Genomic DNA, 23,288 nt, shown 5'->3' on the forward strand with positions numbered 1-23,288 from the left:
GCGACAAAAACACCTGTTCTGAAGGATAGGGCTGGGATTACGAGGCAAATTCAGCCCTCGAACGCTGCCGGCGGATGTCCGCCAGGCTCCAGACGCCCGGCGCGTAAACCGTGGCCCTCGTCCTTCCTTTGATGTTTTCGATTGGTTTAGGCTTGCCGCCGACATTCAGGTGCTGAAGATCGTCCGGATCGACTTCAAGAAAGCGGAAGCGCTCCGCTCGTGTTTTACCGCTGCCAGCGGCAGCTGGCCGGTATCGCCGGACCGTGCGGCGAGCATTGACGCGACCTCTTCGGCTATCGCCGGGCGGTCGGCGATCAGGCGCGCAAAACTCTTCTGGTCGATCTCGTAAGCTGTGACCCGTGTCAGCGCTTGAAGCGTGTAGGCTTCATGCATTCCCGCAAGGAGCCCTGTTTCACCGAAGAAGTCGCCCGGCGAAAGCCGTCGTCTTTCCTGCTCGTCGTGCTGCATCGATACGACGCCGGTGCGGATAATCATCATCGTGGGCAGCGCCTGTCCCTGGGAGACGATGACATCGCCCCTGTGATATTCACGCTCCATGCCCGTTTGAGCCAGTTTCTCTCTTTCCGATCCGGTCAGGCCGGAGAAGATCGGATTTTCATCGATGACTTCCTGCAGCGTCGCTTGAGGTGATCTGCCGGTTTCACCCGACGCAATTCCGTTGAATCTGGCGATTGCCGAGGGCGGCATCGCAAGCTGCAATCCGGTGGATCGGCAATGCCGGTAGAAACGATCGATCACCTCGTTTTGCGCCTTCATCCTCAGCATCGGATTGCTCACCCGGAAAAACAGATGGATTTCCAGTGCGGTCGCATCCAGGCCGCTTATCGAGACCAAGGGCGGCGGCTCCCGCATAATGGAATTGCAGCCCGCCAGAACCGTCAGCATGGCCTCCTCGACAATCGAAGGAGCGTGTGTCGGCACCAGTCGCACATTTATCTTGAGGAGATGCGTTTCGTCTGGCCGGCTGACATTGGTCAGCTTCAGCTTCGCAAGGACGCTGTTGGGCAATACCACGATATTGTTGGCGCCCGTCAAAATCTGCGTCGAGCGCCAGGTGCTCGCGGTGACGCGTCCTTCCGTGCCGTCCTCAAGCAGTATCCAATCGCCCAGCGCGTAGGTATGCCCGAAATTGAGGGCGACACCGGAAAAGACGTCGCCAAGCGTATTCTGGAGAGCAAGGCCGAGCGCAATGGCGATGACGCCGGAAGTCGCGATCAGCGTTCCGACCGGAGCGTCGAAAACAAAAGCCAGTGCGGCGAGCGTGACGCACATGTAAACCGCGCCGACGACGATATCTTGAAGCAGGCGGGCCTCGCGCGGCCTGCCTTCCAGAACCAGATAGATCCGCACGAACCCAATGACAGCCCAGGAGAGATGGAGCCACCACAGCAACTGGGCGAAGACGATGAAAGCGGTCTGCTCGTCGCCAATATGAAGGCCTTTCGATTGACCAAGCGGAATATCTGCGAGAACAAGGACGCAAGTCATGGCTGCAAAGAAGATGATCTGCACCACGAGCCGCAGATTGGAACGCACGGGTCCAATGAATTTCCACACAACTATTCCGGTCAGGCCAAGAATGATCAGCCATGCCAGCGGCGTAGCGGCGATTTCAACCAGATAAGCCTGAACCATGGTGATCGTCCCGATGTCCGGCGGTCAGTAACCGATGCCGGCGATATAGTTCGCCAGCATATGTTCCTGCAGTTGTTCCTGCTCGAAGAGCACTTTCAGGGCGTCGCGGATATCAAGGACACCAAGCGGTTTTGCATCCACGCCGAGGACCGGCATGTTCTGGATGCGGTTTTCCACCATGACCTGCCATGCGGCCTGCAATTCGTCGACCGGGCTGCAGGAAATGATGTTACGGCTCATCAGCGTCTCGATACTGGTGTTCGGCTCGCGATCCGTCAGATGGCGAATGAGATCGGATTTGCTGAGCACCCCTGCCGCCTTGCCGCCTTCCTCGCTGACGACGGCCAGTCCTATCTGCGGATTGGAAAGCGTCAACGCGGCCGTCTGCAGCGTCGCGGCGAGATCGATCACCATCAGGCGAGCCGATGTCATGGGATAGAGTTTTTCGATGCGCATGGGTTCCTCCTGGCGGCACTCGCTGGCGCTGCCGGGTATGTCGGTATTGGTCGGAACCGGCATGGCGCCGGCTATCGGTGCCATACCGTTGTCGATGTCAGGCAACAGCCGCCGCCAAGGTCGGATCTGGTCAGCAAGTCCGAAGCCGCGGTCGCCTGAGCGGGCTTACTTTTCGTAAACCGTCAGGTTGGTTTCTTTCGTGTCGACGACGAACACCGCAAGCAGGCGGGCGCGCTCCGTCTTGCTTGCGTTTTCGCTCACAGCGTGATGATCGCCGGGGAACTCGGAAAAGCTTTCGCCGGCACGGTAGACAGTCACGGGCCCGCCATTGACCTGGCTGGTGATCGCCCCCTCAAGCACCGTCGCGTAGATGAATGCAGAACTCGCGTGCGTATGGGCCGGCGAGGTGCCGCCGGGCGCATATTCGACAAGCACGCCCTTCATGCTCTTGCCGGGTACGTTCGGCAGCGGCTGGTCGTAGACCATCGTCACCTTTTCACCGCGCGAGGCGTCATGGGCCATGGCTGAAGGCACAGCGGCGAATAAGAGAGTCGTCGCGCAAAGCATTATCCTGATCATTTTTTCGTCTCCTTGTTGAATAGAGGTGTGCCGGTCCGTCGGGCGGCGAAACCGAAGTAATTTGCGAGGCACTTATTTCTTTAGCGCTGCGGCGGACTGCAGCCAGTCCTCGAAGCGGATCGAGCCGAGGCGAGCGCCGTCACCCGGAACCAGTGTCCGGTCATCGATCTCGACCTCGAAATAACGGGCGTGCGGGTCCGCGACGAGGATGCGCCGATCGTTGGTGGCCTTGAGGTAACGCGCGATGAACTCGTCCATTGGCGCTAGCTCCGGACCGGCGATCTCGATCACGCCGTTCAACGGTTCGGCCAGAGCGGCATCGGCCATGGTATCGGCGACATTGTCCGCTGCGACCGGCTGGAATGCGCCTGTGGGCGCGCGAACATTCGTTCCCTCCGTCGCAGACTGGGCGATGGCCCCCACAAATTCGAAGAACTGCGTTGCATGGACGATCGTGTAGGGAATTCCGGAATTCCGGATGTGCTCTTCCTGGCGCAGCTTGGCGCGGAAATAACCCATCGCCTGCATGCGGTCTGTACCGACGACCGACAGCGCGACGTGATGCCTGACGCCTGCAGTCTTTTCCGCAGCGAAGAGATTACGGCCGGCCGCTTCGAAAAAATCCATGGCGGCTTTTTCTTCGAAGGACGGCGAGTTCGCGAGGTCGATAACAACCTGCGCGCCGGCAAGAGCTTCGGCAAGGCCTTCTCCGGTGACGGTGTTCACACCTGAGTTCGGAGAGGCAGCCAGCACCTCGTGGCCCTTCTTGCGAAGCCTTTCAACGGTCTTCGAGCCAATGAGGCCCGTGCCTCCGATGACGACGATTTTCATGTTCAATCTCCTGGTTTCAAGTTTGATGTCGGTATTACGGCATTGCCCGCCGGCGATGCGTCGACGCGGGTGCTTCCTCGATCAGTGAGGCTGCGGGGATCGCCAGTGTTTTGGAGGTATCGCGCACTCTGTGTCTCCTGTTGGGCCCTTTTCGGCTGGTCAGGAGAATGCGTCACAGCGGGCCGCCCGCCTATCGAACACAGGCATCGGACAGCTAGTCCCAGAGTACAGGTATGTTAGATCGGGTGATTAGACGCCCTGCTTGAACTCACCGCCTTGCACCCCTTTTACGAGGAACGGGTTCTGGCTTCAGCATTCTTCATGTGTCCGCAAGCTCAGGCTTGCGGCTTCTCGCGCAGGCCGGAAGGCAGGGAATCCCATGCACGAATGAGTTCACCGACGGAAATAGTCCGCATCTTGCGCATCACATTGCTGCGGTGGAGTTTTACCGTGATCTCGCTGATCCCGAGTTCGAAGGCGATCTGCTTGTTGAGCCGCCCGCGTGCGACTTCGCGAAGGACTTGCCGTTCGCGTGGGGTAAGGGTCGCAAATCGGGTGGAATGCTGGTGGATGTTCTTTTCCTGCGCTCTTTTCTCCACGTCCCACTGGATACCGGCAATCACGGCGTCGAGCAGGGTCTGATCCCGCACGGGCTTCGTCAGGAAATCGACGGCCCCCGCCTTCATGGCTTGCACGGTCATCGGGATGTCGCCGTATCCCGTAAGGAAGACGATTGGTTTCGTGACCCCGCGCGCCGAGAGCTGGTGCTGCAGGTCGAGGCCGCTCGCGCCCGGCATGCGGACGTCCAGCACCAGGCACCCGGGCCGGTCGGGAAGGCCGGCACTCAACAGTTCGCGTGGCGAAGGGAAACATGCAACGTCGAGGCCGACGGATTCCATGAGTTCCTGAAGGGAGTTGCGAACATCTTCATCATCATCGACAACAACGACCAGCGGATTATCTGCAACAACAGCCGAGCTTGCCATCTGATCATCTCCCCATACGGCAGATTGCAGGTGCTACCATGTGCAGAGCACTCGCCTTACCGCGCTGCGACCGAACGCGCACCGACAAGTGAAGTGCGCCATTGCCGGCCAAGATGTATTCATCCTTCATTGATCCAGATCCCCATCTGCCAGAGCGGCCGCATCTCAGCTCCGCTTGGCTGCAATTCCAGCCGAAATCCATGCCACGCTTCTCCCGCCCGTCAGGACAACGCTCCATCTTCTATTGCGCCGTTGCGGGTCCGGCTCTTTGTCCTGTCCGCAAGCCATTTGCGGACGTCGTCAGAGAATTCCGGCGGCGCCTTGCGCCCGAAGTCCCCGGCAATATCGACCAGCGTCTGGCTCGCAAGCGAATCCCGCATTGCTTTTTCCGCGCGCAGCATTACTGCGTGAATTGCGCATACGCCTTTGGTTGCCCATGACGGCGGCCGCTCCCGGAACACGGCGCAGCGGCCGCGGATTTCCTGGCAGTCGAACAAGGGCTTCCTGCCTTCGATCGCATCAACAACCTCCAGAACCGTGATATCTCCAGGCTGCCTTGCGAGCAGATATCCACCTTTGATGCCCTCGGAGGCGGACACGATCCCCGCCTTTTCCAGCTTCGGAAATATTTTCGCCAGGAAACTCGGGGAAATTCCCTGAAATTCCGCCAGGTCGCGGCTGCTGAGCGGCGTCCCCGGCGAACTCGCCAACCACAGGAGACAATGCAACCCGTATTCCACACCTGCCGTCAAATGTGCCATAACGCGGACTATATTAGTCCGCGTTATGGCTGGCAAGCACTAATTTGAACCGCCGGGCGAAATACCTCGGCACAGCAAAGCAATGACAGGAACAACCCCGTCAGGCTGGCTCCTGGATGCGACGTCGAGCTGCTCGGACATCGCGGGACGGCGGGAGGCCGAACATTCGTCCATATTCGCGGGTGAACTGCGGCACGCTTTCATAACCAACCGCATAGGCTGCGTTGCTGATTGTCGCGCCCTCGGCAAGAAGCATTCGCCTCGCCTCGATCAGGCGCAGCTGCTTTTGAAATTGCAGCGGGGTCAGCGACGTAATCATGCGAAAATGCTCATGAAAAGCGGAAGCGCTCATTCCCGCCGCCTCGGCAAGCTCCTGCACGCGCAATGTCTTCGCGTAGTCCGAGCGTATCATGGAGACCGCACGCGCGACACGTTGCGCATAACTATTGGTGACACCGAGCGTCCGGATAGCACCGCCGTGCCGCCCGGACAGCAGCCAGAAGTGGAGTTCGCGGATCAGTTGGTCCTGCAACACCGGCAAGGCGGCGGGGCGATCAAGCAGGCGCATCAATCGCAGCGCTGCGTCCTTTACCTCTTCCTCCGTCGTATCGACCCGGACTGGCTCACCCGGCGCGAAGGGTACCGAACCCATCTCGATCACAAGTGCTTCGATCACAGCAGGATCAAGGTCGATCACGAGCGAGAGGTAAGGGCAGCCGGCGCTCGCTTGCGTGATCTGGCTGACAGTTGGCACGTCCGTGGTGATCAAAAGCGACTGCCCTGCGCCGAAGTCGAACGTGCTGCTCCCAAGCGTCACCCGCTTGCCACCCTGAAGGACGATCGCCACGAGCGGTTTCGAAATTGCGTATTCCAATGGACTGGGCACCAACTCCCGCAAGACTGTAAGGCCGCGGATAGGCGTGGGCGCTACACCGTCGCGGCAATGCCCATCGGCATGGCGACGGGCGGCATCGAGAAGCATGTCGTTCATGCCCGGTATTTACGCCACCCCTTGTTCTTTTGCAATCGAGACGCGAGGATTAGGCAATAGTCGCGAGCGCAGCATCGCGGAGCTTCGCAGGTAAGAGTCTGCGATTGGTCAACTTTGAGCAGTCGCGAGACAAGGCGGCAGCTTGGTCAATTCGGAGAAACAGGCAAAAACGAACGAGGATCAGGCAACATGGAACGATAGATCCGGCTCATAAAGGCGTCATCTCGCAACCCATCATGGAGCACTTCGATGACCACAATTTCCCTCGTAACCGGCGCGAGCCGCGGCCTTGGCCGCAACACCGCCATCAGCATCGCGCGCCACGGCGGCGACGTGATCCTGACTTACCGAAACGGAGCCGAAGAGGCGAAGGCCGTTGTCGCCGCAATCGAGGCGCTGGGCCGCAAGGCGGTCGCCATCCAGCTGGACGTCACAAATGTCTCCTCATTCGAACCGTTCGCGAACAGCATACGCTCGGCACTTCACGACGTATGGGACCGCGATACATTCGACCACCTCGTCAACAATGCCGGCCACGGCGACATGGCGAGCTTCGCTGAGACGACCGAAGCGCAGTTCGACGCTCTTTTCGACACACATGTGAAAGGCGTGTTCTTTTTGACACAGGCGCTTCTGCCGGCCCTCGCGGATGGCGGCCGGATCGTGAACTTCTCCTCGGGCCTCACCCGCATCTCCTTTGCAGGCTTCTCGGCCTATTCGGCAGCCAAGGGCGCGGTCGAGGTGTTGAGCGTCTACATGGCGAAGGAACTTGGCGCTCGCGGCATCACCGTGAACACCGTCGCGCCCGGCGCCATCGAAACCGACTTTCTGGGTGGAGCCGTGCGCGACATGCCCGATCTCAACCGGCAGTTCGCGGACATGACTGCACTTGGCCGCGTCGGCGTGCCGGATGACATCGGCCCCATGATCGCCAGCCTGCTCGGCCCGGACAACCGCTGGGTCAATGGACAACGCATCGAGGTTTCGGGCGGCCAGACCATCTGATGGAGGTACCGTTCATGCTGGAGGCTATCGGCAAAGTCATTGTTCTGAAACTCCGCAGACCTTTGACCGTGTCAGAAATCTCACCTCCCGACCATTGTCGAGCGAAAACATGCCGCCGCGGCCAGGGACGACGTCGATGATGAGTTCAGTGTGCTTCCACACGTCGTATTGCAAGGCGCTGATATAGACCGGAGCTCCGCCGATCTCGCCGAGCCGAACATCCTGGTCGCCGATGATGAAATCGCCTTTTGGATAACACATCGGCGACGAGCCGTCGCAGCACCCGCCAGATTGGTGAAACAAGATCGGCCCGTACTCCGACTGAAGCGTCGCTATCAGTTCAAGTGCAGCAGGCGTAGCGCTGACCTTATCTTGCATCGTTCCTCCGCAAAACATTCATCGGTGGCGCAAAGGTGCCACCGATGACTTTAGCTATGATCTTAAAAGAAACCGAGCTTTTTGGGGCTATAGCTGACGAGCATGTTCTTCGTCTGCTGATAGTGATCCAGCATCTTCAGATGGTTTTCACGGCCAATACCAGACTGCTTGTAACCACCGAATGCCGCATGCGCCGGATAGGCATGGTAACAATTTGTCCACACGCGCCCTGCTTGAATCGCACGTCCGAAGCGGTAGCAAGTATTTGCATCACGGCTCCAGATGCCCGCTCCAAGGCCGTAGAGCGTATCGTTGGCGATCGACAGCGCCTCGTCATTATCCTTGAAGGTCGTCACTGAAACAACAGGTCCGAATATCTCCTCCTGGAAGATGCGCATGCGATTATGGCCCTTGAAAACGGTCGGTTGGACATAATATCCACCCGCCAGATCACCGGCCAGCAAATTGCGTCCGCCGCCGATCAGTACCTCGGCACCCTCCTGTTTGCCGATATCCATGTAGGAGAGAATCTTCTCAAGTTGTTCGCTCGAAGCCTGAGCGCCGATCATGGTCGCCGGGTCCAACGGATCGCCCTGCACAATCGCTTCCACGCGCTTCAATGCCTTTTCCATGAACCTGTTATAGATGGATTCATGGATGAGAGCGCGGCTCGGACATGTGCACACCTCGCCCTGATTGAGGGCGAACATGACGAAACCCTCGATCGCCTTGTCAAAGAAATCATCATCTTCGGCCGTGACGTCCTTGAAGAAAATGTTGGGGGACTTGCCGCCCAGTTCCAGTGTCACTGGTATCAGGTTCTGGCTGGCATATTGCATGATCAGCCGTCCGGTCGTCGTCTCGCCGGTAAAAGCTATCTTGGCAATGCGCGGGCTGGAAGCGAGCGGCTTTCCAGCCTCGAGACCAAAACCGTTGACGATGTTGAGCACGCCAGGCGGCAGGATATCTGCGATCAACTCGGCGAGGACCAGGATGGATGCAGGGGTCTGTTCAGCGGGCTTCAAAACGACGCAATTGCCCGCTGCCAACGCCGGTGCGAGCTTCCACACTGCCATCAGGATCGGGAAGTTCCACGGGATGATCTGACCGACGACACCAAGCGGTTCATGGAAATGATAGGCCACCGTATCGTGGTCGATTTCCGAGATGCCACCTTCTTGTGCGCGGATTGCACCGGCGAAATAGCGGAAATGATCGATGGCGAGCGGGAGATCAGCCGCCGTGGTTTCACGGATCGGCTTGCCGTTATCCCAGGTTTCCGCCTGGGCAAGCACAGCGAGGTTGTCTTCCATTACCTGCGCGATTTTGTTGAGCATGACGCTGCGTTCGGCAGCGCTGGTGCGGCCCCAGGCTTCCTTTGCAGCATGCGCGGCATCGAGCGCCGCATCGACATCGCTGGCGTCGGAGCGGGCAATTTCACAAAGTACCTGGCCGTTCACTGGCGAGGTGTTCTCGAAATACCGCCCGGCATTGGGTTCAACGAACCTTCCGCCGATGAAATTGCCATAACGTGGTTTGAAGTTGGGCTTGACTGTTCGGTGGAACTCTACCTTGTTCATGGATTTTCCTCCCTGGCGCTGTCTCCCATGGAGCAAAAATGCACCACTGGAAGAACTCTGCGCTGTTACGTGCCGCCTCCTGCGGCATCTCTACAGGGTCATCCAAGTGGCTGCGCATGTCATCGGGCGGACAACAGTCAGCTGACAGTTCTGTCGCAGTTTTGCGACATATCGGGTCTAAATCGCCAGGATCAGTTTAGCCCGAGACGCTTCAGCTTTCGATGCAGCGTGGCGCGGCTCATGCCCATCATTGTGGCTGCAACGGAGACATTGCCACCGGCATTCCTCAAGACCCGCTGGATCACGCTCCGTTCCGCGGCGGCGAAACCCCGCTCCGCATCCGTATCCTGTCCAAGCAGGTTCGCTGCGGGCAGCGGACTGGCCAAACTCTCATCCGTCAACGCAAACAGGTGGCGAGCCGACCGAGATGCCCCGACAACGAGGTCGTCTTCATCGACAGCAATCAAGGCATTGACCGCCTTTTCATTGATCGCATTTTCACGGCCTTGCGCCACGACTATCCTGGCCTTGGGAAAGGCCCGCCGGAAATTCTCCGCCTCCACTCGCCGCGCAGCGTCCACCACTGCGACGGCGATCAATTTGACAAAATCCTCGGTAAGGTCCGAGCGGGCGGACGACACGTCGATTGCGGCCATTAGACGACCGCGATGATCGAAGATAGGAGCGACAGTGCATGAAAGCGCGGTGTTCTTGCTGCGGAAGTGCTGATCGCGATGAATCGTCAAAGGCCGTTGCTCGGCAAGCGATGTCCCGATGCCATTGGTGCCTTCGCTCTCTTCGCTCCATACGACGCCTGTCCAAAGACCGATCTTGTAGAAAGTGGTATTGTCGCCCTCATAACCCCGGCGAGCGACCGGAACACCGTCTTTGTCTGCAAGCAGCACGCAGCAGCCTGCACCCCCGACGGCAGAGTAAAGACGATCCAAAGTTCCTTGCGCAGTTGCGACCAGGGACCCCAAGCGATCCCGGGCTTCTCTGAGCTCACGGTCCGTCAGCACGTTGGGTGGTGCTTTTTCTTCCGGGTTCAACCCATAGAGGCGCATGGAACGGCCCCAGGATGCCACTAGCGCAGATTGTGCTGCGGCATGTCCTGTCAGTGCAGACTGGATATGTTCGGCATGCAAGCCGTCGTGCTGCGTTCCCATGGTCTCCTCCCAGAAGTCCACGACGATACGCCGATCGTCCATTCGCCAGCGTAAGAAAGTTCAGCGCTACGTCAAGCAGAGAACTCAGGTTCCCGCTAATGGATTAGGCACGACGACTTCATAATATGTTAAAAGAAGGGCGGCCGAAACAAGGAGAGCAACCACCATGGATGCTGCCGCACTGCGCGCCATTCAGGCGCCGATCAAGGAGCGTTACAAGACCAATCCCTCGGACGCGTATATTACGTTGACAGCGCGTGGCACGCTCGATGATCGAAATATCGCCTGCAAGGTGGAGACCGGACGCCTTCTCGCCGTTGCGGGCCTGCATCCCGCGACAGGGGGAACCGGGCTGGAACTATGCTCCGGTGACATGCTGCTCGAAGCACTCGTTGCCTGCGCGGGCGTGACCATGAAGGCAGTGGCGACGGCGCTGGAAATTCCGCTTCAATCCGCAGCAGTCTCGGCAGAAGGTGATCTCGATTTCCGCGGCACCCTCGGCGTTGACAAGGAGACAGCGGTTGGTTTTTCCCAGATCCGCCTGACCTTCGATGTTGAAACGGACGCACCGCAAGACAGGCTGGACCAACTTCTCAAGCTTACCGAACGCTACTGCGTGGTGTACCAGACCATTCGCAGCGGACCGCCCGTAGAGGTAATGCTGCGGCGTTCGTAACGCTTTTGTTCGTAGGGGCGGGTCTTGAGCCAGGCAAGACGCTGTCTCGGGTCCAAGTTGCCTTCGAAGGCGCCGGTTGCGAGTAGCAGTGCTGACAACACTCGGCGGTTGCAGCCGAGAGTGAACCTCGGCCGGATTGTGTGGGAGCAAAATGCGTTCCGAGGTTGGCTTGTATTCGATACACTTCCGACGAGAGTGCAGTTTCGCTCCCCGAAGGAGGAGGCGCCCATGTCCCGTCTGAGACTGTTGCAGATCGCCCTGGTTGCATTCGGTGTCGTATTCTGTCTGGTCTATCCGCTCGCGATCATCTGGCCGTCCGGTTGGACCTGGCATGATGGCCCTCCCACGGCCTCGCACTATTTCATAATGATCGTAGGCATATACGCAACGCTTGGGGTATTTCTGATCCGTGCGGCTCCCGACCCTATGGCACATCGGTCGCTAATCGACTTCACGATCTGGTCGAGTGTCGTGCATGCGCTGATCATGGCGATCCAGTCTTACAGCGCCGATGCGCATATGGGTCATATGCTGGGTGATGTGCCGGCCTTGCTACTCGTGGCGGCTGTGCTCGGCGGGTTGACCTATTCCGGCGGCGCAACGAGCGACGGATAACGGTCTGATCCGCTACCCGGTCGGGAAGTAGAAGTGAATTCTGCGCGATGCGCACCGCGCCGTAGTTAAGCGCTCGCTGCTAGGTTCTAAAAATTTCCCGATCGGGCTATAGATGCGCCCATGCAGGGATCGCGCTTTGCCTTTGGACCGTTCGTACTTGATTCCGGTGCGGGAACGCTCCTTCGGAACGATCTCCCGGTTGCGGTCGGGTACCGGGCGCTGAAATTGCTCGAAGCCTTCGTCGGCCGACCGGGAGAAATCCTGACCAAGGCTGAGTTGATGGATGCAGCCTGGCCGGGCACTGCTGTCGAGGAAGGCAATCTCACTGTCCAGATCGCGCTGCTGCGGAAGGTTCTCGGTCCAACCGCCAATGGCGGCCAATGGATAGCAACTGTTCCGCGCGTCGGCTACCGATTCACGGTCGCCGTCGAACAGCCCGGCGACGCGACTCGAAAGCCTTTATCGCTACCTGGAAAACCATCGATAGCTGTGCTGCCTTTCATCAATGTCAGCAAAGATCCAGAGCAGGAATCCTTTGCTGATGGGTTGACGGAAGACCTGATCACCGACCTGTCCAGAATTCCGGGCCTGTTCGTCATCGCCCGCAACTCGGTCTTTGCATATAAAGGAAAGGCTGTGGACGTGCGAAGGATCGCTGAGGACCTTGGCGTGCGCTATCTTCTGGAGGGCAGTGCAAGACGCGCTGCGGGGCGCGTGCGCATAAACGCCCAGCTTGTCGATGCGGTGAGCGGCGATCACCTCTGGGCGGAACGTTTCGATCGCAGCATGGAAGATGTATTCGCGGTCCAGGACGAGGTGACGAGCAAGATCATGCAGGCATTGCTCGGCCGGCTGCACGCATCGCCGCCACGTAACCGGCCGAGCAATCTTGAGGCCTACGATCTCTGCGTGCGGGCCCGCAAACTGATGGACGATTCACCGCAGACGGCGCAGGAGGCGCATCTCATGCTCACGCGCGCAGTATCGCTCGACCCGCAATACGCCGAGGCCTATCGCTGGCTGGCCATGAACCACTGGATGGGCTGGGTCCATAGCGGCGGGCCAGCGGAACCTGCCCGCGAGGTCGCACTGGAACTGGCGCGCAAGGCTGTGGCGATCGATCCCAACGATGCCGGCTGCCGCTGGATTCTGGCCTATCTGCTTGCCTATGAGCGCAGCTTCGCCGAGGCGGACAAGGAATTCGCCACGGCGATAGAGCTCGACCCGAACGAGGCCGATACATGGGCGGCACTCTCCGACATCGCGGTCCTCGGCGGGCGCGTCGAAGAGGGTCTGGAACACATTCGCAAGGCATTCCGGCTGAACCCGTTTCCGGCGAGCTGGTATTATCTGACGCTCGGTCAGGCGCAATATGCGGCGCGCGAGTACACGGCCGCCGTGGAGACATTGCGGCGCGACGAAACCTACCGCACGAGTTCACGCCGTTTTCTGGCGGCGAGCCTCGCTCAGTTGGGCCGTCTCGACGAGGCACGGGCAGAAGTAGAGCTTTTCCTCATCGGCAACCCCAGGTTTTCGACGCGTCACTGGGCCGCGACAGAGCCATTCCGCGACGCCGCAACGCTCGAGCATTTCATCGATGGCTATCGCAAGGCCGGTCTTCCGGAATGACGCGTCTTGTCCGGACCTGGCGATCTATTCCTCGAAGCGGCCCGTCGCATCGCGATCCTGTTCGTATCGTCTCGTGAGCGGAAACGGCGGCAACCAGGTCTCTCGCCGGACAATCCAGCTTTCATAGGTCGGGGTCAGCTGGTCAGGCGCATCGAGCGATCCCAGGTTCACTTCGATTTCGTCGCCGGTGCGGGCGAAGACAGTCGAGCCGCAGCGCGGGCAGAAAAACCTTCCGGCATAGTCGCGTGTTTCGCCCTTGATCGTCACCGCCCCCTCGGGGAAAACAGCCGAAGCGTGAAAAAGCGCCCCATGATGCTTGCGGCAGTCGAGACAATGGCAGATGCCGACCCGGTATGGACGTCCCGATGCCACCATCCGGATGTTGCCGCACAGGCAACCGCCCGTATATCGGTCCATGTTTAATGTCCTTAGAAATTCAAGCGCCTGAAATGTTACAACGAACAGCGCTGCCCTGCAATTGCAGCGCCCCCTCGGTCAAACGCGGGGTGCCTGGCATGAAGTGTCAGCTTGCCGTAAGTTGCGATTGCGATACGCAGCCCTCGACATAGATATCGGCTTCCTTCGCCGCGTCTACGAACACCGAGCGTGCCATGTCGCCGGTTGCGCTGCCATCCATCGCCTCGAGGCAGGCCTGCTGGGCAAGACCATGCAATCTGCCGCGCTTCCCCGGCCATTCGTTGAGCAGGAATTCCGCGGCCTCCGCCACTGATTGTATCGTCCGGAGCTTGTTCGGGAACAGTGATTCGACGGTGACAGACTTGAAGTGTACGTTTTCCATCGCGCTGAAACGCCGAAGCGCTGCTTATGTTCCCCTGCCCCATGCATCCTTATAGCTAGTTGAACTTGCGGCACTGTCGGCGGAATGTGAGCGTGTCATGTTCACGCAATACCGCTTGTGATACGTTCGCAGACCTGAAATGAATGAACAAATTCGCTCCGTTCGCGCGGCGGCGGGCGGAACCTTGAAACACCACGGGAGAAACACAAATGGGCCTTCGCATCAACGACACTGCACCGGATTTCACCGCTGAAACCACGCAGGGCGAGATCCATTTCCACGACTGGATCGATGGCAGCTATGCTGTTCTGTTCAGCCATCCGAAGAATTTCACCCCGGTCTGCACGACCGAGCTCGGTTACATGGCGGGGCTCGCGCCGGAATTTGCCAAGCGCAATGCCAAGATCATCGGGATATCTGTCGATCCGGTCGAAAACCACGAAAAATGGAAAGCCGATATCAAGACCGCGACAGGTCACGAGGTCGATTACCCCCTGATCGGCGACAAGGACCTGAAGGTGGCAAAGCTATACGACATGCTGCCTGCAGACGCCGGCGATAGTTCCGAAGGCCGCACGCCGGCCGACAATGCCACGGTACGCTCTGTATTCGTTATCGGACCCGACAAGAAGGTGAAGATGACCCTCACCTATCCTATGACCACCGGACGCAATTTCGACGAGATACTGCGTGCTATCGACAGTATCCAGCTGACCGCCAAGCATCAGGTGGCAACACCTGCGCAGTGGAAGCAGGGCGAGGACGTCATCGTCACCGCAGCCGTGTCGGACGAGGATGCAAACCAGCGCTTTGGCGGCTTCGAACGCGTCCTGCCCTATCTGCGCAAGACAAAGCAGCCCAGCGCCTGATCCAACCAGCACGCAAAGAAGGCTCGTCAGCGTTCACTCGTGCCCGCTGCAGAGTGCTTGACGCTACTTTAGACTAATTGTGTTTAAATCTTCTGTCTTCTAACCTTCAGGATAGGGAATGCGGACGGATGGCCAATGGCGAATAAATTGCGAATTATCCTGGCAGTGTGCTTTACGGTTGGCATGATCAGCGGCGCCTCAGCAGATATGAGAATTTCATTCGAATGGGGCCCGACCAAAAAGTGCTTCGATTCAAAGACACCACCCATGCAGTTGAGTGGTGTACCGCAAGGGACTGCAAACCTCGACATCAGAATGCAAGACCAGAATGCCAGTGACTTTAATCACGGTGGAGGAAAAATTGCGTATACAGGCGAGAATACTCTTCCATATGGAGCGGTAAGCTATCGAGGACCATGTCCACCAGCCGGACAGCACACTTATATGTTCACGGTGAAAGCCCTCGATGCCAATGGGAAGACTCTCGCTACGGCAAAAGCAAAGCGGAAGTTTCCGCAGTAGGCTGTTACCACAAGCGTGACTCGGTCTCACATCCCGCAATTGTTCAATTGCGCAGCATAGGTCCCAGCCATTGCAGCTGTGCGTCGTGCCGTGCGCTCGATACTTGGCTTGCCTCGCCAAGTGCCGCGCGCATAGTCATTCGGACCGGCGTAATAGGCCGCATAAAGGTTATAGGCATCGTTGAGTGGAATGCCGTTCAGTTTGTGGCTCCTTGCGTGGTACCAGCCAATGAAGTGAACCGCGTCGCTGAAGTCCGTTCGCCGCGCCGTCCACCGGCCTGTTTCCCGCTGGTAGTCGGCCCAGGTACCGTCCAGTGCCTGCGAATAGCCATAGGCGGTGGAGGGCCGCGTCCAGGGAATGAACCCGAAGAGCTTGGTGCGCGGCGGCTTGACGCGCGCACGGAACCCGGATTCCGTATAGATCGTCGCCATCAGGATAGGCACCGGAACGCCGTACTCAACCTCTACTGTCTTTGCCTGCCTGTACCAATTGTTGAAGAAACCATCCCTCTGATCGAAGACGGCACAGACATTGTTGATCTGGGTTGGCGCTGTGGCGCAGCCTGTCAGCAGCAACAACGCGATGAACATGATGCGGCGCATGGGGCAAGTCCTTGTCTGGACCAACCACCTATTCCCGAATCCCTAACAGGGAGTTACCGGTTAATTCATTCGTAATGCGTTCGTTAAAAGTTGATTAAAGGTCTACAGACCCGCCAGCGCCTTCTCGACCACGGCGATGGACCGGCGGGCGTCGGAGTCCAACGTCGAGCCGTGGTAATAACGCACGATCAATGACAGGTTCTCATCGGCGGACCGGTTTGTGTCGTCCGATATCGTTGCCAGCGCAAATCCCGCTGTCTCGAGTTCGATAAATTCGATCCGCTCGGCAGAAAGCTCCGCCGCCTTCACCGCATCCCGTAGCATTTCGGTGTTCTTGTCCGGTCCGGGCTTCGGACCATTTTTCATTCTCTGGCGGATCGTCCGCAGCGGCGCCACGACCTCTTCCCGCCACGCGCTGACAAGGGCGATGATCTGCTCGGCTTTTGCCGGCGAAAGCGCGATGGAACCCTGCTTGAGCCATGCCGCGAACAGCAGCACAGGCACATCGACGCCATTTCTTTCCTGCAATGCCAGGCAGGCATCGGCAACGTCAGGCGCCTTGTAAAGGCGCAGCGCGAAATCCCATAGGCCGTTATTGACGTCGTGCATGGTTTTCCCACCGCGTTTGCATGGCCGGAGAATGTGATCCGCCCGCTTTATCAGCTTAGCAAGCAGGAAGAAAGGCAAACCGGATATTTCGCGTCATGTTCAACCGCCGTGGCCTTGCGGCAAACAAGCTTCGCAGATCGCCGCGATGTGGCGATGATCCGTGCCGCAGCAACCGCCAAGCACCCGCATCTGCGGAAATGATCCTGTCAGTCCTTTATACCATCGGCCTAGATCGGCGGGGTCGCCCGCATCGAGTACCGTTGAATCGTCGAGCTCCGCATGGCTTTTGGCGGAAGCGTTCGCCCTGATGCCGCGCACGCGCTCAAGCCACGCTTCACCCTTGTCGAGGACACCGGCGAAATGGCTCGGGTGCGCGCAATTGATCATGTAATATGCAGGTGATCCCCCGGTTGCATCATCGACCCGGTTGATCGCATCGCCGAGCGACAAGCCGGTGACCAGCTTTCCATCGGTCTCCACAGTGAATGATATTGCGCAGGGCATCGCGTATGTTATTGCCGCACGTGCGATGCCGATCGCCTCGCTATAGTTGGTCAAGGTAAAGGCCGCGACCATGTCCGCTTCGGTTTCTGCAAAACTCTCGACCTGCGCTCCATGGTAGGTTTCCGCTTCCTCGGCGTTCATGTTTCCCGCCTTGTAGCCGTCGCCGCGCGGTCCGATCGCCCCGCTGATGACGCAGGGCGTTGCATCCGTCTCAAACTCCGGGCGGAGTTCCAGCAGAAGACCAGCCGCATCCATGTTCACTTTCCGCAAGGCTCCGGCATCATAGCCAAGCTTGGCGCCCCAGTCCGCGTTGGCCCGCCATGTCGGCGTATCGAGGATGAAGCCGGCGTTGTGCCGCCGCGCGATCTCGAGATAGCGGCCGTAATAGTCCTTCAGGCGCTGCCTGCCTTCCGGCGTCGCCATCAAGACGAAGGATGCGAACTCCGGCAAGTCGATCCCGTCGTGGAATATGAATGTCGTCTCCATGCCGCCGTCGCTGAGAAAGGTGCTCCCGGCGAGTTGCGGCAGGTTTTGGCGGTATTTGGGCATGATTGTCCTCCCTTCCATTTATTGACCGGGATTATGTTTGCCCCGGCGCCTTCATGCGTCGACTGTTCTCGCCAGCGATAGAAGACCATGCTCGACGATCCCGATCTGCAGGTCCTGGTAGTCGCGTATGGTTGTGTGAGCGGTTTCGATGGGGTGCTTGTGGGTAGCCGTGATTACCATCACGTCGGCACCGGCAGCGTCGCCCGCGAGGATCCCCGGCACAGCATCCTCGAAGACGAGGCAGTCCTTGATATCGAACCCGAGCTTGCGTGCCGCAAGCAGGTAGCAATCCGGATTTGGCTTGCCGACCTTGACGTCTTCCGCGGTGACAAGATTGGCAGGCATTGAAATTCCGGCCGCCGCCAGCCGGCGCTTTGCAAGTTCAAGGGGCGATGAGGTCACGATTGTCCACTTGGCCGGTGGCAGCGCGGCCAGGAATTGCGCGGCGCCCGGCAGCGGAACTATCCCCTCGACATCGACAATTTCCGCTTCGGTGATCTTGACTGCTTCTTCTTCTGGATCGACGCCCGGAAGCCCCAGCCTGCGCACCGTATCCACGGCGCGGGCCCCATGCATCGTCGGCAGGAATGTCTTGACGTCGAGCCCTTGCCTTTCTGCCCATCTCGCCCAGACACGCTCTGCGGCCTCTGTGGAGTTTATCAGCGTCCCGTCCATATCGAACAGGAAGCCTGCATATTTCTTGTCGAAGGCAGATGATGGTTTCAGCACGATATCTCTTTCTCGTCTTTGGAGAGGCGCAACTACCCCATGGTGAGCTTCCTGGGACTATCGAAGGGCGATGCAAGTTCACATTTTGGATTTAGCCGATCCCCAGCGGAGTCCATCCATCAGCAGCGAGACCAGACGGCGCGAACGATCGCGCCAGTCCGGCGTATCCGGCGCCGAGTATATCCCCGACAAAGCCTGCGATATATCGCTTATATCGACGTCGCTGCGAATGGAGCCGTCGGCGACAGCAGCATCCACAAGTCGCTGCAGGGCCGTCGTAACCATGCCCGACGTATTGGCGAAGACTTCGGAATTCGCGTCGAAGAGAATGCGCAGACTATGCGCCATGCCACGCTTTGCAGCAATGTAGTCGACGAAACGCTGCATCCATTCGGACAGGGCGACGTCAGGCGCATTGTTCTGTGCCAGTTCTTCCGCCGCATCGCAGAGCGCTTCGACTTCGCGGCGATAGACGACCTCTACAAGATGCTCGCGTGTGGGAAAATGCCGGTAAAGCGTGCCGATGCCAACCTTCGCCTGACGTGCGATATCTTCAAGCGAGGCGGCGCCGCCCCGTTCGGCGAAGGCAATCGCAGCTATAGCGATCAGCTTCTCCCGATTGCGGCTGGCATCTGCCCGCAGTCGCTTGGCCTGTGCCGCTGGCGCTACTTCCTTGAACTCGGGCGGCTCCTTGCGACGCAATTTTTCAACTCCAGAGGCGATTGGGACTTGAACCGTCCGGGTCAAGCCGCTATGTTCAAGAAACGGAGGCACCTCCGATTATCTCGTATCCTCCAGACTGATACCCTATTTGGGACCCGCATGTCATGTTTTTTGCGCCTTGAACGCAACTCAACCCTGGCGGCCCCGTTGGATCTCCCAAGCATCAGGCCGTTTACGGCCTAAGGAGCAGCACGCCCATGACCAATCAAATCACAATCAATCTCGATATCAATGGCAAGACGCATGCGCTCGCCGTCGAACCGCGCGTGACCCTGCTTGATGCATTGCGCGAGCATCTCGAACTCACCGGAACCAAGAAAGGTTGCGACCAGGGCCAATGCGGAGCCTGCACCGTGCATGTCGATGGTCGACGCGTGCTTTCCTGCCTCACGCTTGCGGTCCAGGCAGAGGGACGTTCTGTCACCACCATCGAGGGGCTCTCCGCTCCGGGTGCCGATCTGCACTCGGTTCAATCCGCATTTCTCGAACATGATGCCTTTCAGTGCGGCTATTGCACCCCCGGGCAGATCATGTCGGCAGTCGCCTGCATCCGCGAAGGCCATGCCGGTTCCGACGAGGAAATACGTGAATATATGTCAGGCAATCTTTGCCGCTGCGGCGCCTACCCGCACATTGTCGAGGCGGTACGCGAAGCTGCAAAGGTGATGTCATGAGAGATTTTTCCTATCTTCGCGCCAACTCCTTCGAGGAAGCGTCGAGTGCTGCGGCAATGCCCGCGACAATGCTGCTTGCCGGTGGCACCACTCTCATCGATCTTGCCAAGTGCGGCGTCACCAATCCCGAGCGCCTCGTCGATATCACGCACCTCGACGGCTTCGATGCGGTCACGGTCGATGCTGAAGGCGCCTCTATCGGCGCACTGGCCAAGATGAGCCGGGTCGCGGCCGATCCATCGATCCTCGAAAATTTTCCAGCCGTTTCGGAAGCGCTGTGGCAGGCCGCCTCGGCGCAGATTCGCAACATGGCGACGATCGGCGGCAATCTTCTCCAGCGCACCCGCTGTGCCTATTTCCGCGACCCTGCAAGTTTTCCTGCTTGCAACAAACGCGTTCCGGGCAGCGGCTGCTCTGCCATGGAGGGCGTCAATCGCGGCCACGCGGTTCTAGGCACGAGCCAAGCCTGCATCGCAACCTACCCGGGGGATCTCGCTGCTGCCCTCGTCGCCTTCGATGCGATCGTGCATCTTGGCGGGCGAAAAGTCGCCATTGACGACTTCTTCCTCCTCCCCGGCGCGACTCCGCACCAGGAACACGCCATTCAGCCGGGCGAGATGATCACCGCGATCACGATACCCGCCTCGGTCGCTGCACGGCACTCGACCTACCTGAAAGTGCGAGACCGCCAGTCCTATGAGTTCGCGGCTGCGAGCGCGGCTGTCGGCATCGAGCTCGAAGCGGATCGGGAAACCATTCGCGACATCCGCATAGGGCTTGGCGGCGTCGCGACGAAACCTTGGCGTGCCCGTGCGGTCGAGAATGCTCTTCGCGGAAAGGTGCTGGAGCCGGACATTGTCAAGAGCGCCAGCCGTTTAGCGGTCGAAGGCGCGATCGCCCATGGCGGCAACCACTACAAGATTGAGCTCGCCCCGCGCGTTGTCGAACGCGCCATCCTAAAATCGGGAGCTTTGGCATGACCATTGTCGACACCAGAATGAAACACGGCAACGCCTCGGATGGGCTGCTCGGCGGTCGCCTTGCCCGCGTCGACGGTCCGGCCAAGATCACCGGCGCAGCCGATTATGCAATGGAATATTTTCCCGAAGGAATGGTCTACGCGGTCATCATTGACAGCACGATCGCTTCCGGTCGCGTCGTCGCACTCGATACCGCAGCCGCCGAGGCCTGTCCCGGTGTTCTGCTTGTCCTGACCCCGGACAATGCATTGCCCATCCGGACTGCCACGGGCTGGATGGGCGAACCACCTCCCCCCGTACCCTATGATCCGTTGGCGCGCGAGATTACCTTTGCGGGCCAGCATATCGCAGCCGTCATTGCCGAAACATTCGAGCAGGCAACAGCAGCAGCGGCACTCGTCAAGGCCACTTACGAAGAAACCACCCCGATTTCGAGTTTCGACGACCCAAGGTCTGGCGAAGGCAATCCGGTCGACATGATGACAATGGAGTGGGGCGATGCCGAAGCTGCGCTTGTCACGGCCCCTGTTCAGATCGAGCAGGAGTACCGGACACCGCGCGAATACAACGTACCAATCGAGCCGCACGGGCTCATCGCCCATTGGGAAGGCGACATGCTCACGCTTTGGGAACCGAGCCAATGGATCGACGGAATGTCCCGCGCCTATGCCGAATGGTTCGGCATTCCGTTCGAGAACGTGCGCATGCGCTCGCCCTATATCGGCGGCGGGTTTGGTTCGAAGGCATTCCCCACGCGTTATGGCGCAGTTGCGGCAATCGCTGCAAAGATGCTTGACCGGCCGGTCAAGCTTGCCGTCACGCGCCCACAGACTTTTACCGCTTTCGGCGGACGGCCGGCTACGCGGCAGACGATTGCTCTCGGGGCCACGCGTGAAGGCAAACTCCTGTCGATCGTACATAAGGGTGCCAACGAAACTTCGATGAATGACGTCGTTGTCGAACCCTTGGGCTCCGTTACATCGATCATGTATGCAACACCGAATTTTTCGTCGCGCCAGAACATCGTGCCGGTGAACACCGTGAAACCAGGTCCCTTGCGCGCGCCCGGAGAGAACCCCAGTGCCTTCGGCATCGAATGCGCCATCGATGAACTTGCCTACGAGGTCGGTATCGACCCGCTGGATATCCGCCTGCTCAACTATGCCGAGGAAGACCCGCACGCCAAGAAGCCGTGGTCGACGCGCCGGTTGCGTGAAGCCTATGCCGCCGGCGCCGAGGCTTTCGGCTGGGCAAAGCGCAGTCCGGGCGTGCGGTCCATGCGAGAAGGCAGGCAGCTTGTCGGCTATGGTGTCGCCGCCGGAACCTATCCGGTCAGGCGCACCCCGGGCGAGGCAATGGTCCGGATATTGAGCAACGGCACGATCGAGGTCGCCAGCAGTAGCATCGATATGGGTCAGGGCACCTATACGATACTTGCACAAACGGCGGCCGAGGCGATCGGCGTACCGGTCGAGACGGTTGTGGTAAAGCTCGGCGATTCTTCCCTTCCTCGCGCACCGGTCGCCGGCGGCTCGCAACTCGCCAACCTGATGACCGGCGCCGTGCACAAGGCAGCGCTTGCGGCCCGTGACGAGCTGATCGGCCTTGCCATCAACGATCCGAACTCGCCCTTCCGCGATTTGCAGGCGAATACGTTGACCATCGAAGGCGGGCAGATCTCATCGCCGCGGGATACGGGTTCGGCCCTCGGCATCGCCGAGGTGATGCGGCGCACCGGACGCGAGCGTATCGAAGCTTTGCGCAATACGCTTCCGGAAGAACTCCAGGACGAAAAGGAGCGTTTCCGCAACTACACGACGATCTCGACGATGCTCTCACCAACCGAGGGCGACTATTCGTTGCACAGCTGGTGCGTGCATTTTGTCGAGGTGCGTGTTGATGCTGATTTTGGCACTGTGCGTGTTGCCCGTATGGTATCGGCACTGGATTCAGGCCGGCTCTACAATCCGAAGCTTGCGGAAAGCCAATGGAAGGGCGGGATCATCATGGGCATCGGTCAGGCTCTTCTCGAGGAAGGACTGGTAGACCCGCGCAACGGCCATGTGATGAACAACAATCTAGGCGATTATCTCGTGCCGACCAACGCGGATATCCCGGATTTGCAGGTGATCTCCGTCGGCGTTCCCGATACGCACGCTTCAGTACTTGGCGGCAAGGCCGTTGGCGAACTGGCCATCGTCGGGGTGGGGCCGGCCATCGCCAACGCGGTCTACCACGCAACCGGCATACGCGTCCGCGACCTGCCTATCACGCTCGAAAAGCTGATCTAGAATCCCTTCTCGGAAACAGAAAACCCGGCACTCGTGCCGGGTTTTCTTTGTCGAACATCTTGGACAGAGACCATTTTGAGAATTCAGCCTGATGAGCGAGCTGGTGTGGTTTTCGAGACCCGGAGCGC

General features: G+C 59.2%; 26 protein-coding genes. 9 read left to right on the forward strand and 17 right to left on the reverse strand.

The annotated features are described in order from the left end of the window. Positions 1-165 precede the first annotated feature (165 nt). The 7 genes from CU100_RS24630 to CU100_RS24660 form a co-directional block, all read right to left on the reverse strand. On the reverse strand, positions 166-1,656 hold the full coding sequence (locus CU100_RS24630) for a mechanosensitive ion channel family protein (protein ID WP_106719293.1): 1,491 nt from the start codon (positions 1,654-1,656) through the stop codon (positions 166-168). A 24-nt stretch (positions 1,657-1,680) separates the two neighbouring features. Next, positions 1,681-2,217: a CBS domain-containing protein gene (locus CU100_RS24635; protein ID WP_245419232.1), complete on the reverse strand. Its 537-nt coding sequence runs from the start codon at positions 2,215-2,217 to the stop codon at positions 1,681-1,683. 60 nt (positions 2,218-2,277) lie between these two features. Beyond that, a complete protein-coding gene (locus tag CU100_RS24640; protein WP_106719294.1) occupies positions 2,278-2,691 on the reverse strand; it encodes a cupin domain-containing protein in 414 nt (137 codons plus the stop codon). A 72-nt stretch (positions 2,692-2,763) separates the two neighbouring features. After that, positions 2,764-3,522, reverse strand: coding sequence for an SDR family oxidoreductase (locus CU100_RS24645; protein WP_106719295.1), 759 nt, complete (start codon positions 3,520-3,522; stop codon positions 2,764-2,766). Between the two features lie 335 nt (positions 3,523-3,857). Then, a complete protein-coding gene (locus tag CU100_RS24650; protein ID WP_106719296.1) occupies positions 3,858-4,508 on the reverse strand; it encodes a response regulator transcription factor in 651 nt (216 codons plus the stop codon). 221 nt (positions 4,509-4,729) lie between these two features. Next, the gene (locus CU100_RS24655; RefSeq protein WP_106719297.1) at positions 4,730-5,269 is read right to left on the reverse strand and encodes an RrF2 family transcriptional regulator; all 540 of its coding nucleotides are present in this window, start codon (positions 5,267-5,269) and stop codon (positions 4,730-4,732) included. Positions 5,270-5,369: 100 nt separating this feature from the next. Further along, entirely contained in the window at positions 5,370-6,260 is an 891-nt protein-coding gene (locus tag CU100_RS24660) for an AraC family transcriptional regulator (RefSeq protein WP_106719298.1), read from the reverse strand. A 249-nt stretch (positions 6,261-6,509) separates the two neighbouring features. Here CU100_RS24660 and CU100_RS24665 point away from each other — a divergent pair, with 249 nt between their 5' ends. Beyond that, a complete protein-coding gene (locus CU100_RS24665) occupies positions 6,510-7,265 on the forward strand; it encodes an SDR family NAD(P)-dependent oxidoreductase (protein WP_106719299.1) in 756 nt (251 codons plus the stop codon). Positions 7,266-7,301: 36 nt separating this feature from the next. On the opposite strand, the gene CU100_RS24670 is transcribed toward CU100_RS24665, so the two are convergent. From CU100_RS24670 to CU100_RS24680, 3 genes are all read right to left on the reverse strand, one after another. Then, positions 7,302-7,643, reverse strand: coding sequence for a DUF779 domain-containing protein (locus CU100_RS24670; protein ID WP_106719300.1), 342 nt, complete (start codon positions 7,641-7,643; stop codon positions 7,302-7,304). Between the two features lie 62 nt (positions 7,644-7,705). Next, positions 7,706-9,223, reverse strand: coding sequence for an aldehyde dehydrogenase (gene adh / locus CU100_RS24675; RefSeq protein WP_106719301.1), 1,518 nt, complete (start codon positions 9,221-9,223; stop codon positions 7,706-7,708). A 191-nt stretch (positions 9,224-9,414) separates the two neighbouring features. Then, positions 9,415-10,389 (reverse strand): GAF domain-containing protein, encoded by a 975-nt coding sequence (locus tag CU100_RS24680; protein WP_106719462.1) that lies wholly within the window; start codon positions 10,387-10,389, stop codon positions 9,415-9,417. 166 nt (positions 10,390-10,555) lie between these two features. Here CU100_RS24680 and CU100_RS24685 point away from each other — a divergent pair, with 166 nt between their 5' ends. The 3 genes from CU100_RS24685 (at position 10,556) to CU100_RS24695 (ending at position 13,309) form a co-directional block, all read left to right on the forward strand. Beyond that, positions 10,556-11,065, forward strand: coding sequence for an OsmC family protein (locus CU100_RS24685; RefSeq protein ID WP_106719302.1), 510 nt, complete (start codon positions 10,556-10,558; stop codon positions 11,063-11,065). A gap of 228 nt (positions 11,066-11,293) precedes the next feature. Beyond that, positions 11,294-11,680 (forward strand): DUF6632 domain-containing protein, encoded by a 387-nt coding sequence (locus tag CU100_RS24690; protein ID WP_106719303.1) that lies wholly within the window; start codon positions 11,294-11,296, stop codon positions 11,678-11,680. Positions 11,681-11,800: 120 nt separating this feature from the next. Next, complete coding sequence (locus CU100_RS24695; protein ID WP_106719304.1) at positions 11,801-13,309, forward strand: winged helix-turn-helix domain-containing tetratricopeptide repeat protein; 1,509 nt, start codon at positions 11,801-11,803, stop codon at positions 13,307-13,309. A gap of 24 nt (positions 13,310-13,333) precedes the next feature. On the opposite strand, the gene CU100_RS24700 is transcribed toward CU100_RS24695, so the two are convergent. Both CU100_RS24700 and CU100_RS24705 read right to left on the reverse strand, forming a co-directional pair. Further along, entirely contained in the window at positions 13,334-13,726 is a 393-nt protein-coding gene (locus tag CU100_RS24700; protein WP_106719305.1) for a GFA family protein, read from the reverse strand. A 106-nt stretch (positions 13,727-13,832) separates the two neighbouring features. Further along, a complete protein-coding gene (locus CU100_RS24705; RefSeq protein ID WP_106719306.1) occupies positions 13,833-14,108 on the reverse strand; it encodes a DUF982 domain-containing protein in 276 nt (91 codons plus the stop codon). A 209-nt stretch (positions 14,109-14,317) separates the two neighbouring features. On the opposite strand from CU100_RS24705, the gene CU100_RS24710 reads away from it, so the two are divergent. Beyond that, positions 14,318-14,977 carry a peroxiredoxin gene (locus CU100_RS24710; protein ID WP_106719307.1) on the forward strand — a complete coding sequence of 220 codons (660 nt, stop codon included), beginning with the start codon at positions 14,318-14,320 and terminating at the stop codon, positions 14,975-14,977. Positions 14,978-15,112: 135 nt separating this feature from the next. Further along, positions 15,113-15,499, forward strand: a complete 387-nt coding sequence (locus tag CU100_RS24715; protein WP_106719308.1) for a phospholipid-binding protein — start codon at positions 15,113-15,115, stop codon at positions 15,497-15,499. 26 nt (positions 15,500-15,525) lie between these two features. On the opposite strand, the gene CU100_RS24720 is transcribed toward CU100_RS24715, so the two are convergent. From CU100_RS24720 to CU100_RS24740, 5 genes are all read right to left on the reverse strand, one after another. After that, complete coding sequence (locus tag CU100_RS24720; RefSeq protein ID WP_106719309.1) at positions 15,526-16,101, reverse strand: transglycosylase SLT domain-containing protein; 576 nt, start codon at positions 16,099-16,101, stop codon at positions 15,526-15,528. A 102-nt stretch (positions 16,102-16,203) separates the two neighbouring features. Further along, positions 16,204-16,710, reverse strand: coding sequence for a TIGR02444 family protein (locus CU100_RS24725; RefSeq protein WP_106719310.1), 507 nt, complete (start codon positions 16,708-16,710; stop codon positions 16,204-16,206). A gap of 99 nt (positions 16,711-16,809) precedes the next feature. Then, a complete protein-coding gene (locus tag CU100_RS24730; RefSeq protein ID WP_106719311.1) occupies positions 16,810-17,763 on the reverse strand; it encodes a homocysteine S-methyltransferase family protein in 954 nt (317 codons plus the stop codon). 51 nt (positions 17,764-17,814) lie between these two features. Continuing rightward, the gene (locus tag CU100_RS24735) at positions 17,815-18,489 is read right to left on the reverse strand and encodes an HAD-IA family hydrolase (protein ID WP_342588333.1); all 675 of its coding nucleotides are present in this window, start codon (positions 18,487-18,489) and stop codon (positions 17,815-17,817) included. A gap of 81 nt (positions 18,490-18,570) precedes the next feature. Beyond that, positions 18,571-19,194: a TetR/AcrR family transcriptional regulator gene (locus tag CU100_RS24740; protein ID WP_210280541.1), complete on the reverse strand. Its 624-nt coding sequence runs from the start codon at positions 19,192-19,194 to the stop codon at positions 18,571-18,573. 218 nt (positions 19,195-19,412) lie between these two features. Here CU100_RS24740 and CU100_RS24745 point away from each other — a divergent pair, with 218 nt between their 5' ends. The 3 genes from CU100_RS24745 to CU100_RS24755 are packed head-to-tail and all read left to right on the forward strand — an operon-like array spanning position 19,413 to position 23,160. Next, complete coding sequence (locus CU100_RS24745; RefSeq protein WP_106719312.1) at positions 19,413-19,889, forward strand: (2Fe-2S)-binding protein; 477 nt, start codon at positions 19,413-19,415, stop codon at positions 19,887-19,889. Next, positions 19,886-20,869, forward strand: coding sequence for an FAD binding domain-containing protein (locus tag CU100_RS24750; protein WP_106719313.1), 984 nt, complete (start codon positions 19,886-19,888; stop codon positions 20,867-20,869). Before CU100_RS24745 ends, CU100_RS24750 begins: the two co-directional genes overlap by 4 nt. Further along, entirely contained in the window at positions 20,866-23,160 is a 2,295-nt protein-coding gene (locus tag CU100_RS24755; protein WP_106719314.1) for a xanthine dehydrogenase family protein molybdopterin-binding subunit, read from the forward strand. Before CU100_RS24750 ends, CU100_RS24755 begins: the two co-directional genes overlap by 4 nt. Positions 23,161-23,288 lie beyond the last annotated feature (128 nt).

The sequence above is a fragment of the Phyllobacterium endophyticum genome (genome assembly GCF_003010935.1).
Lineage (GTDB): Bacteria > Pseudomonadota > Alphaproteobacteria > Rhizobiales > Rhizobiaceae > Phyllobacterium > Phyllobacterium endophyticum.

What these genes read in the sequence shown, in the direction of transcription:
- CU100_RS24630 (WP_106719293.1), bottom strand. Translation starts at nt 1,656, where the DNA reads ATGGTTCAGGCTTATCTGGTTGAAATCGCCGCTACGCCGCTGGCATGG.
- CU100_RS24640 (WP_106719294.1), bottom strand. Translation starts at nt 2,691, where the DNA reads ATGATCAGGATAATGCTTTGCGCGACGACTCTCTTATTCGCCGCTGTG.
- CU100_RS24645 (WP_106719295.1), bottom strand. Translation starts at nt 3,522, where the DNA reads ATGAAAATCGTCGTCATCGGAGGCACGGGCCTCATTGGCTCGAAGACC.
- CU100_RS24650 (WP_106719296.1), bottom strand. Translation starts at nt 4,508, where the DNA reads ATGGCAAGCTCGGCTGTTGTTGCAGATAATCCGCTGGTCGTTGTTGTC.
- CU100_RS24655 (WP_106719297.1), bottom strand. Translation starts at nt 5,269, where the DNA reads ATGGCACATTTGACGGCAGGTGTGGAATACGGGTTGCATTGTCTCCTG.
- CU100_RS24660 (WP_106719298.1), bottom strand. Translation starts at nt 6,260, where the DNA reads ATGAACGACATGCTTCTCGATGCCGCCCGTCGCCATGCCGATGGGCAT.
- CU100_RS24665 (WP_106719299.1), top strand. Translation starts at nt 6,510, where the DNA reads ATGACCACAATTTCCCTCGTAACCGGCGCGAGCCGCGGCCTTGGCCGC.
- CU100_RS24670 (WP_106719300.1), bottom strand. Translation starts at nt 7,643, where the DNA reads ATGCAAGATAAGGTCAGCGCTACGCCTGCTGCACTTGAACTGATAGCG.
- adh (WP_106719301.1), bottom strand. Translation starts at nt 9,223, where the DNA reads ATGAACAAGGTAGAGTTCCACCGAACAGTCAAGCCCAACTTCAAACCA.
- CU100_RS24680 (WP_106719462.1), bottom strand. Translation starts at nt 10,389, where the DNA reads ATGGGAACGCAGCACGACGGCTTGCATGCCGAACATATCCAGTCTGCA.
- CU100_RS24685 (WP_106719302.1), top strand. Translation starts at nt 10,556, where the DNA reads ATGGATGCTGCCGCACTGCGCGCCATTCAGGCGCCGATCAAGGAGCGT.
- CU100_RS24690 (WP_106719303.1), top strand. Translation starts at nt 11,294, where the DNA reads ATGTCCCGTCTGAGACTGTTGCAGATCGCCCTGGTTGCATTCGGTGTC.
- CU100_RS24695 (WP_106719304.1), top strand. Translation starts at nt 11,801, where the DNA reads ATGCAGGGATCGCGCTTTGCCTTTGGACCGTTCGTACTTGATTCCGGT.
- CU100_RS24700 (WP_106719305.1), bottom strand. Translation starts at nt 13,726, where the DNA reads ATGGACCGATATACGGGCGGTTGCCTGTGCGGCAACATCCGGATGGTG.
- CU100_RS24705 (WP_106719306.1), bottom strand. Translation starts at nt 14,108, where the DNA reads ATGGAAAACGTACACTTCAAGTCTGTCACCGTCGAATCACTGTTCCCG.
- CU100_RS24710 (WP_106719307.1), top strand. Translation starts at nt 14,318, where the DNA reads ATGGGCCTTCGCATCAACGACACTGCACCGGATTTCACCGCTGAAACC.
- CU100_RS24715 (WP_106719308.1), top strand. Translation starts at nt 15,113, where the DNA reads ATGGCGAATAAATTGCGAATTATCCTGGCAGTGTGCTTTACGGTTGGC.
- CU100_RS24720 (WP_106719309.1), bottom strand. Translation starts at nt 16,101, where the DNA reads ATGCGCCGCATCATGTTCATCGCGTTGTTGCTGCTGACAGGCTGCGCC.
- CU100_RS24725 (WP_106719310.1), bottom strand. Translation starts at nt 16,710, where the DNA reads ATGCACGACGTCAATAACGGCCTATGGGATTTCGCGCTGCGCCTTTAC.
- CU100_RS24730 (WP_106719311.1), bottom strand. Translation starts at nt 17,763, where the DNA reads ATGCCCAAATACCGCCAAAACCTGCCGCAACTCGCCGGGAGCACCTTT.
- CU100_RS24745 (WP_106719312.1), top strand. Translation starts at nt 19,413, where the DNA reads ATGACCAATCAAATCACAATCAATCTCGATATCAATGGCAAGACGCAT.
- CU100_RS24750 (WP_106719313.1), top strand. Translation starts at nt 19,886, where the DNA reads ATGAGAGATTTTTCCTATCTTCGCGCCAACTCCTTCGAGGAAGCGTCG.
- CU100_RS24755 (WP_106719314.1), top strand. Translation starts at nt 20,866, where the DNA reads ATGACCATTGTCGACACCAGAATGAAACACGGCAACGCCTCGGATGGG.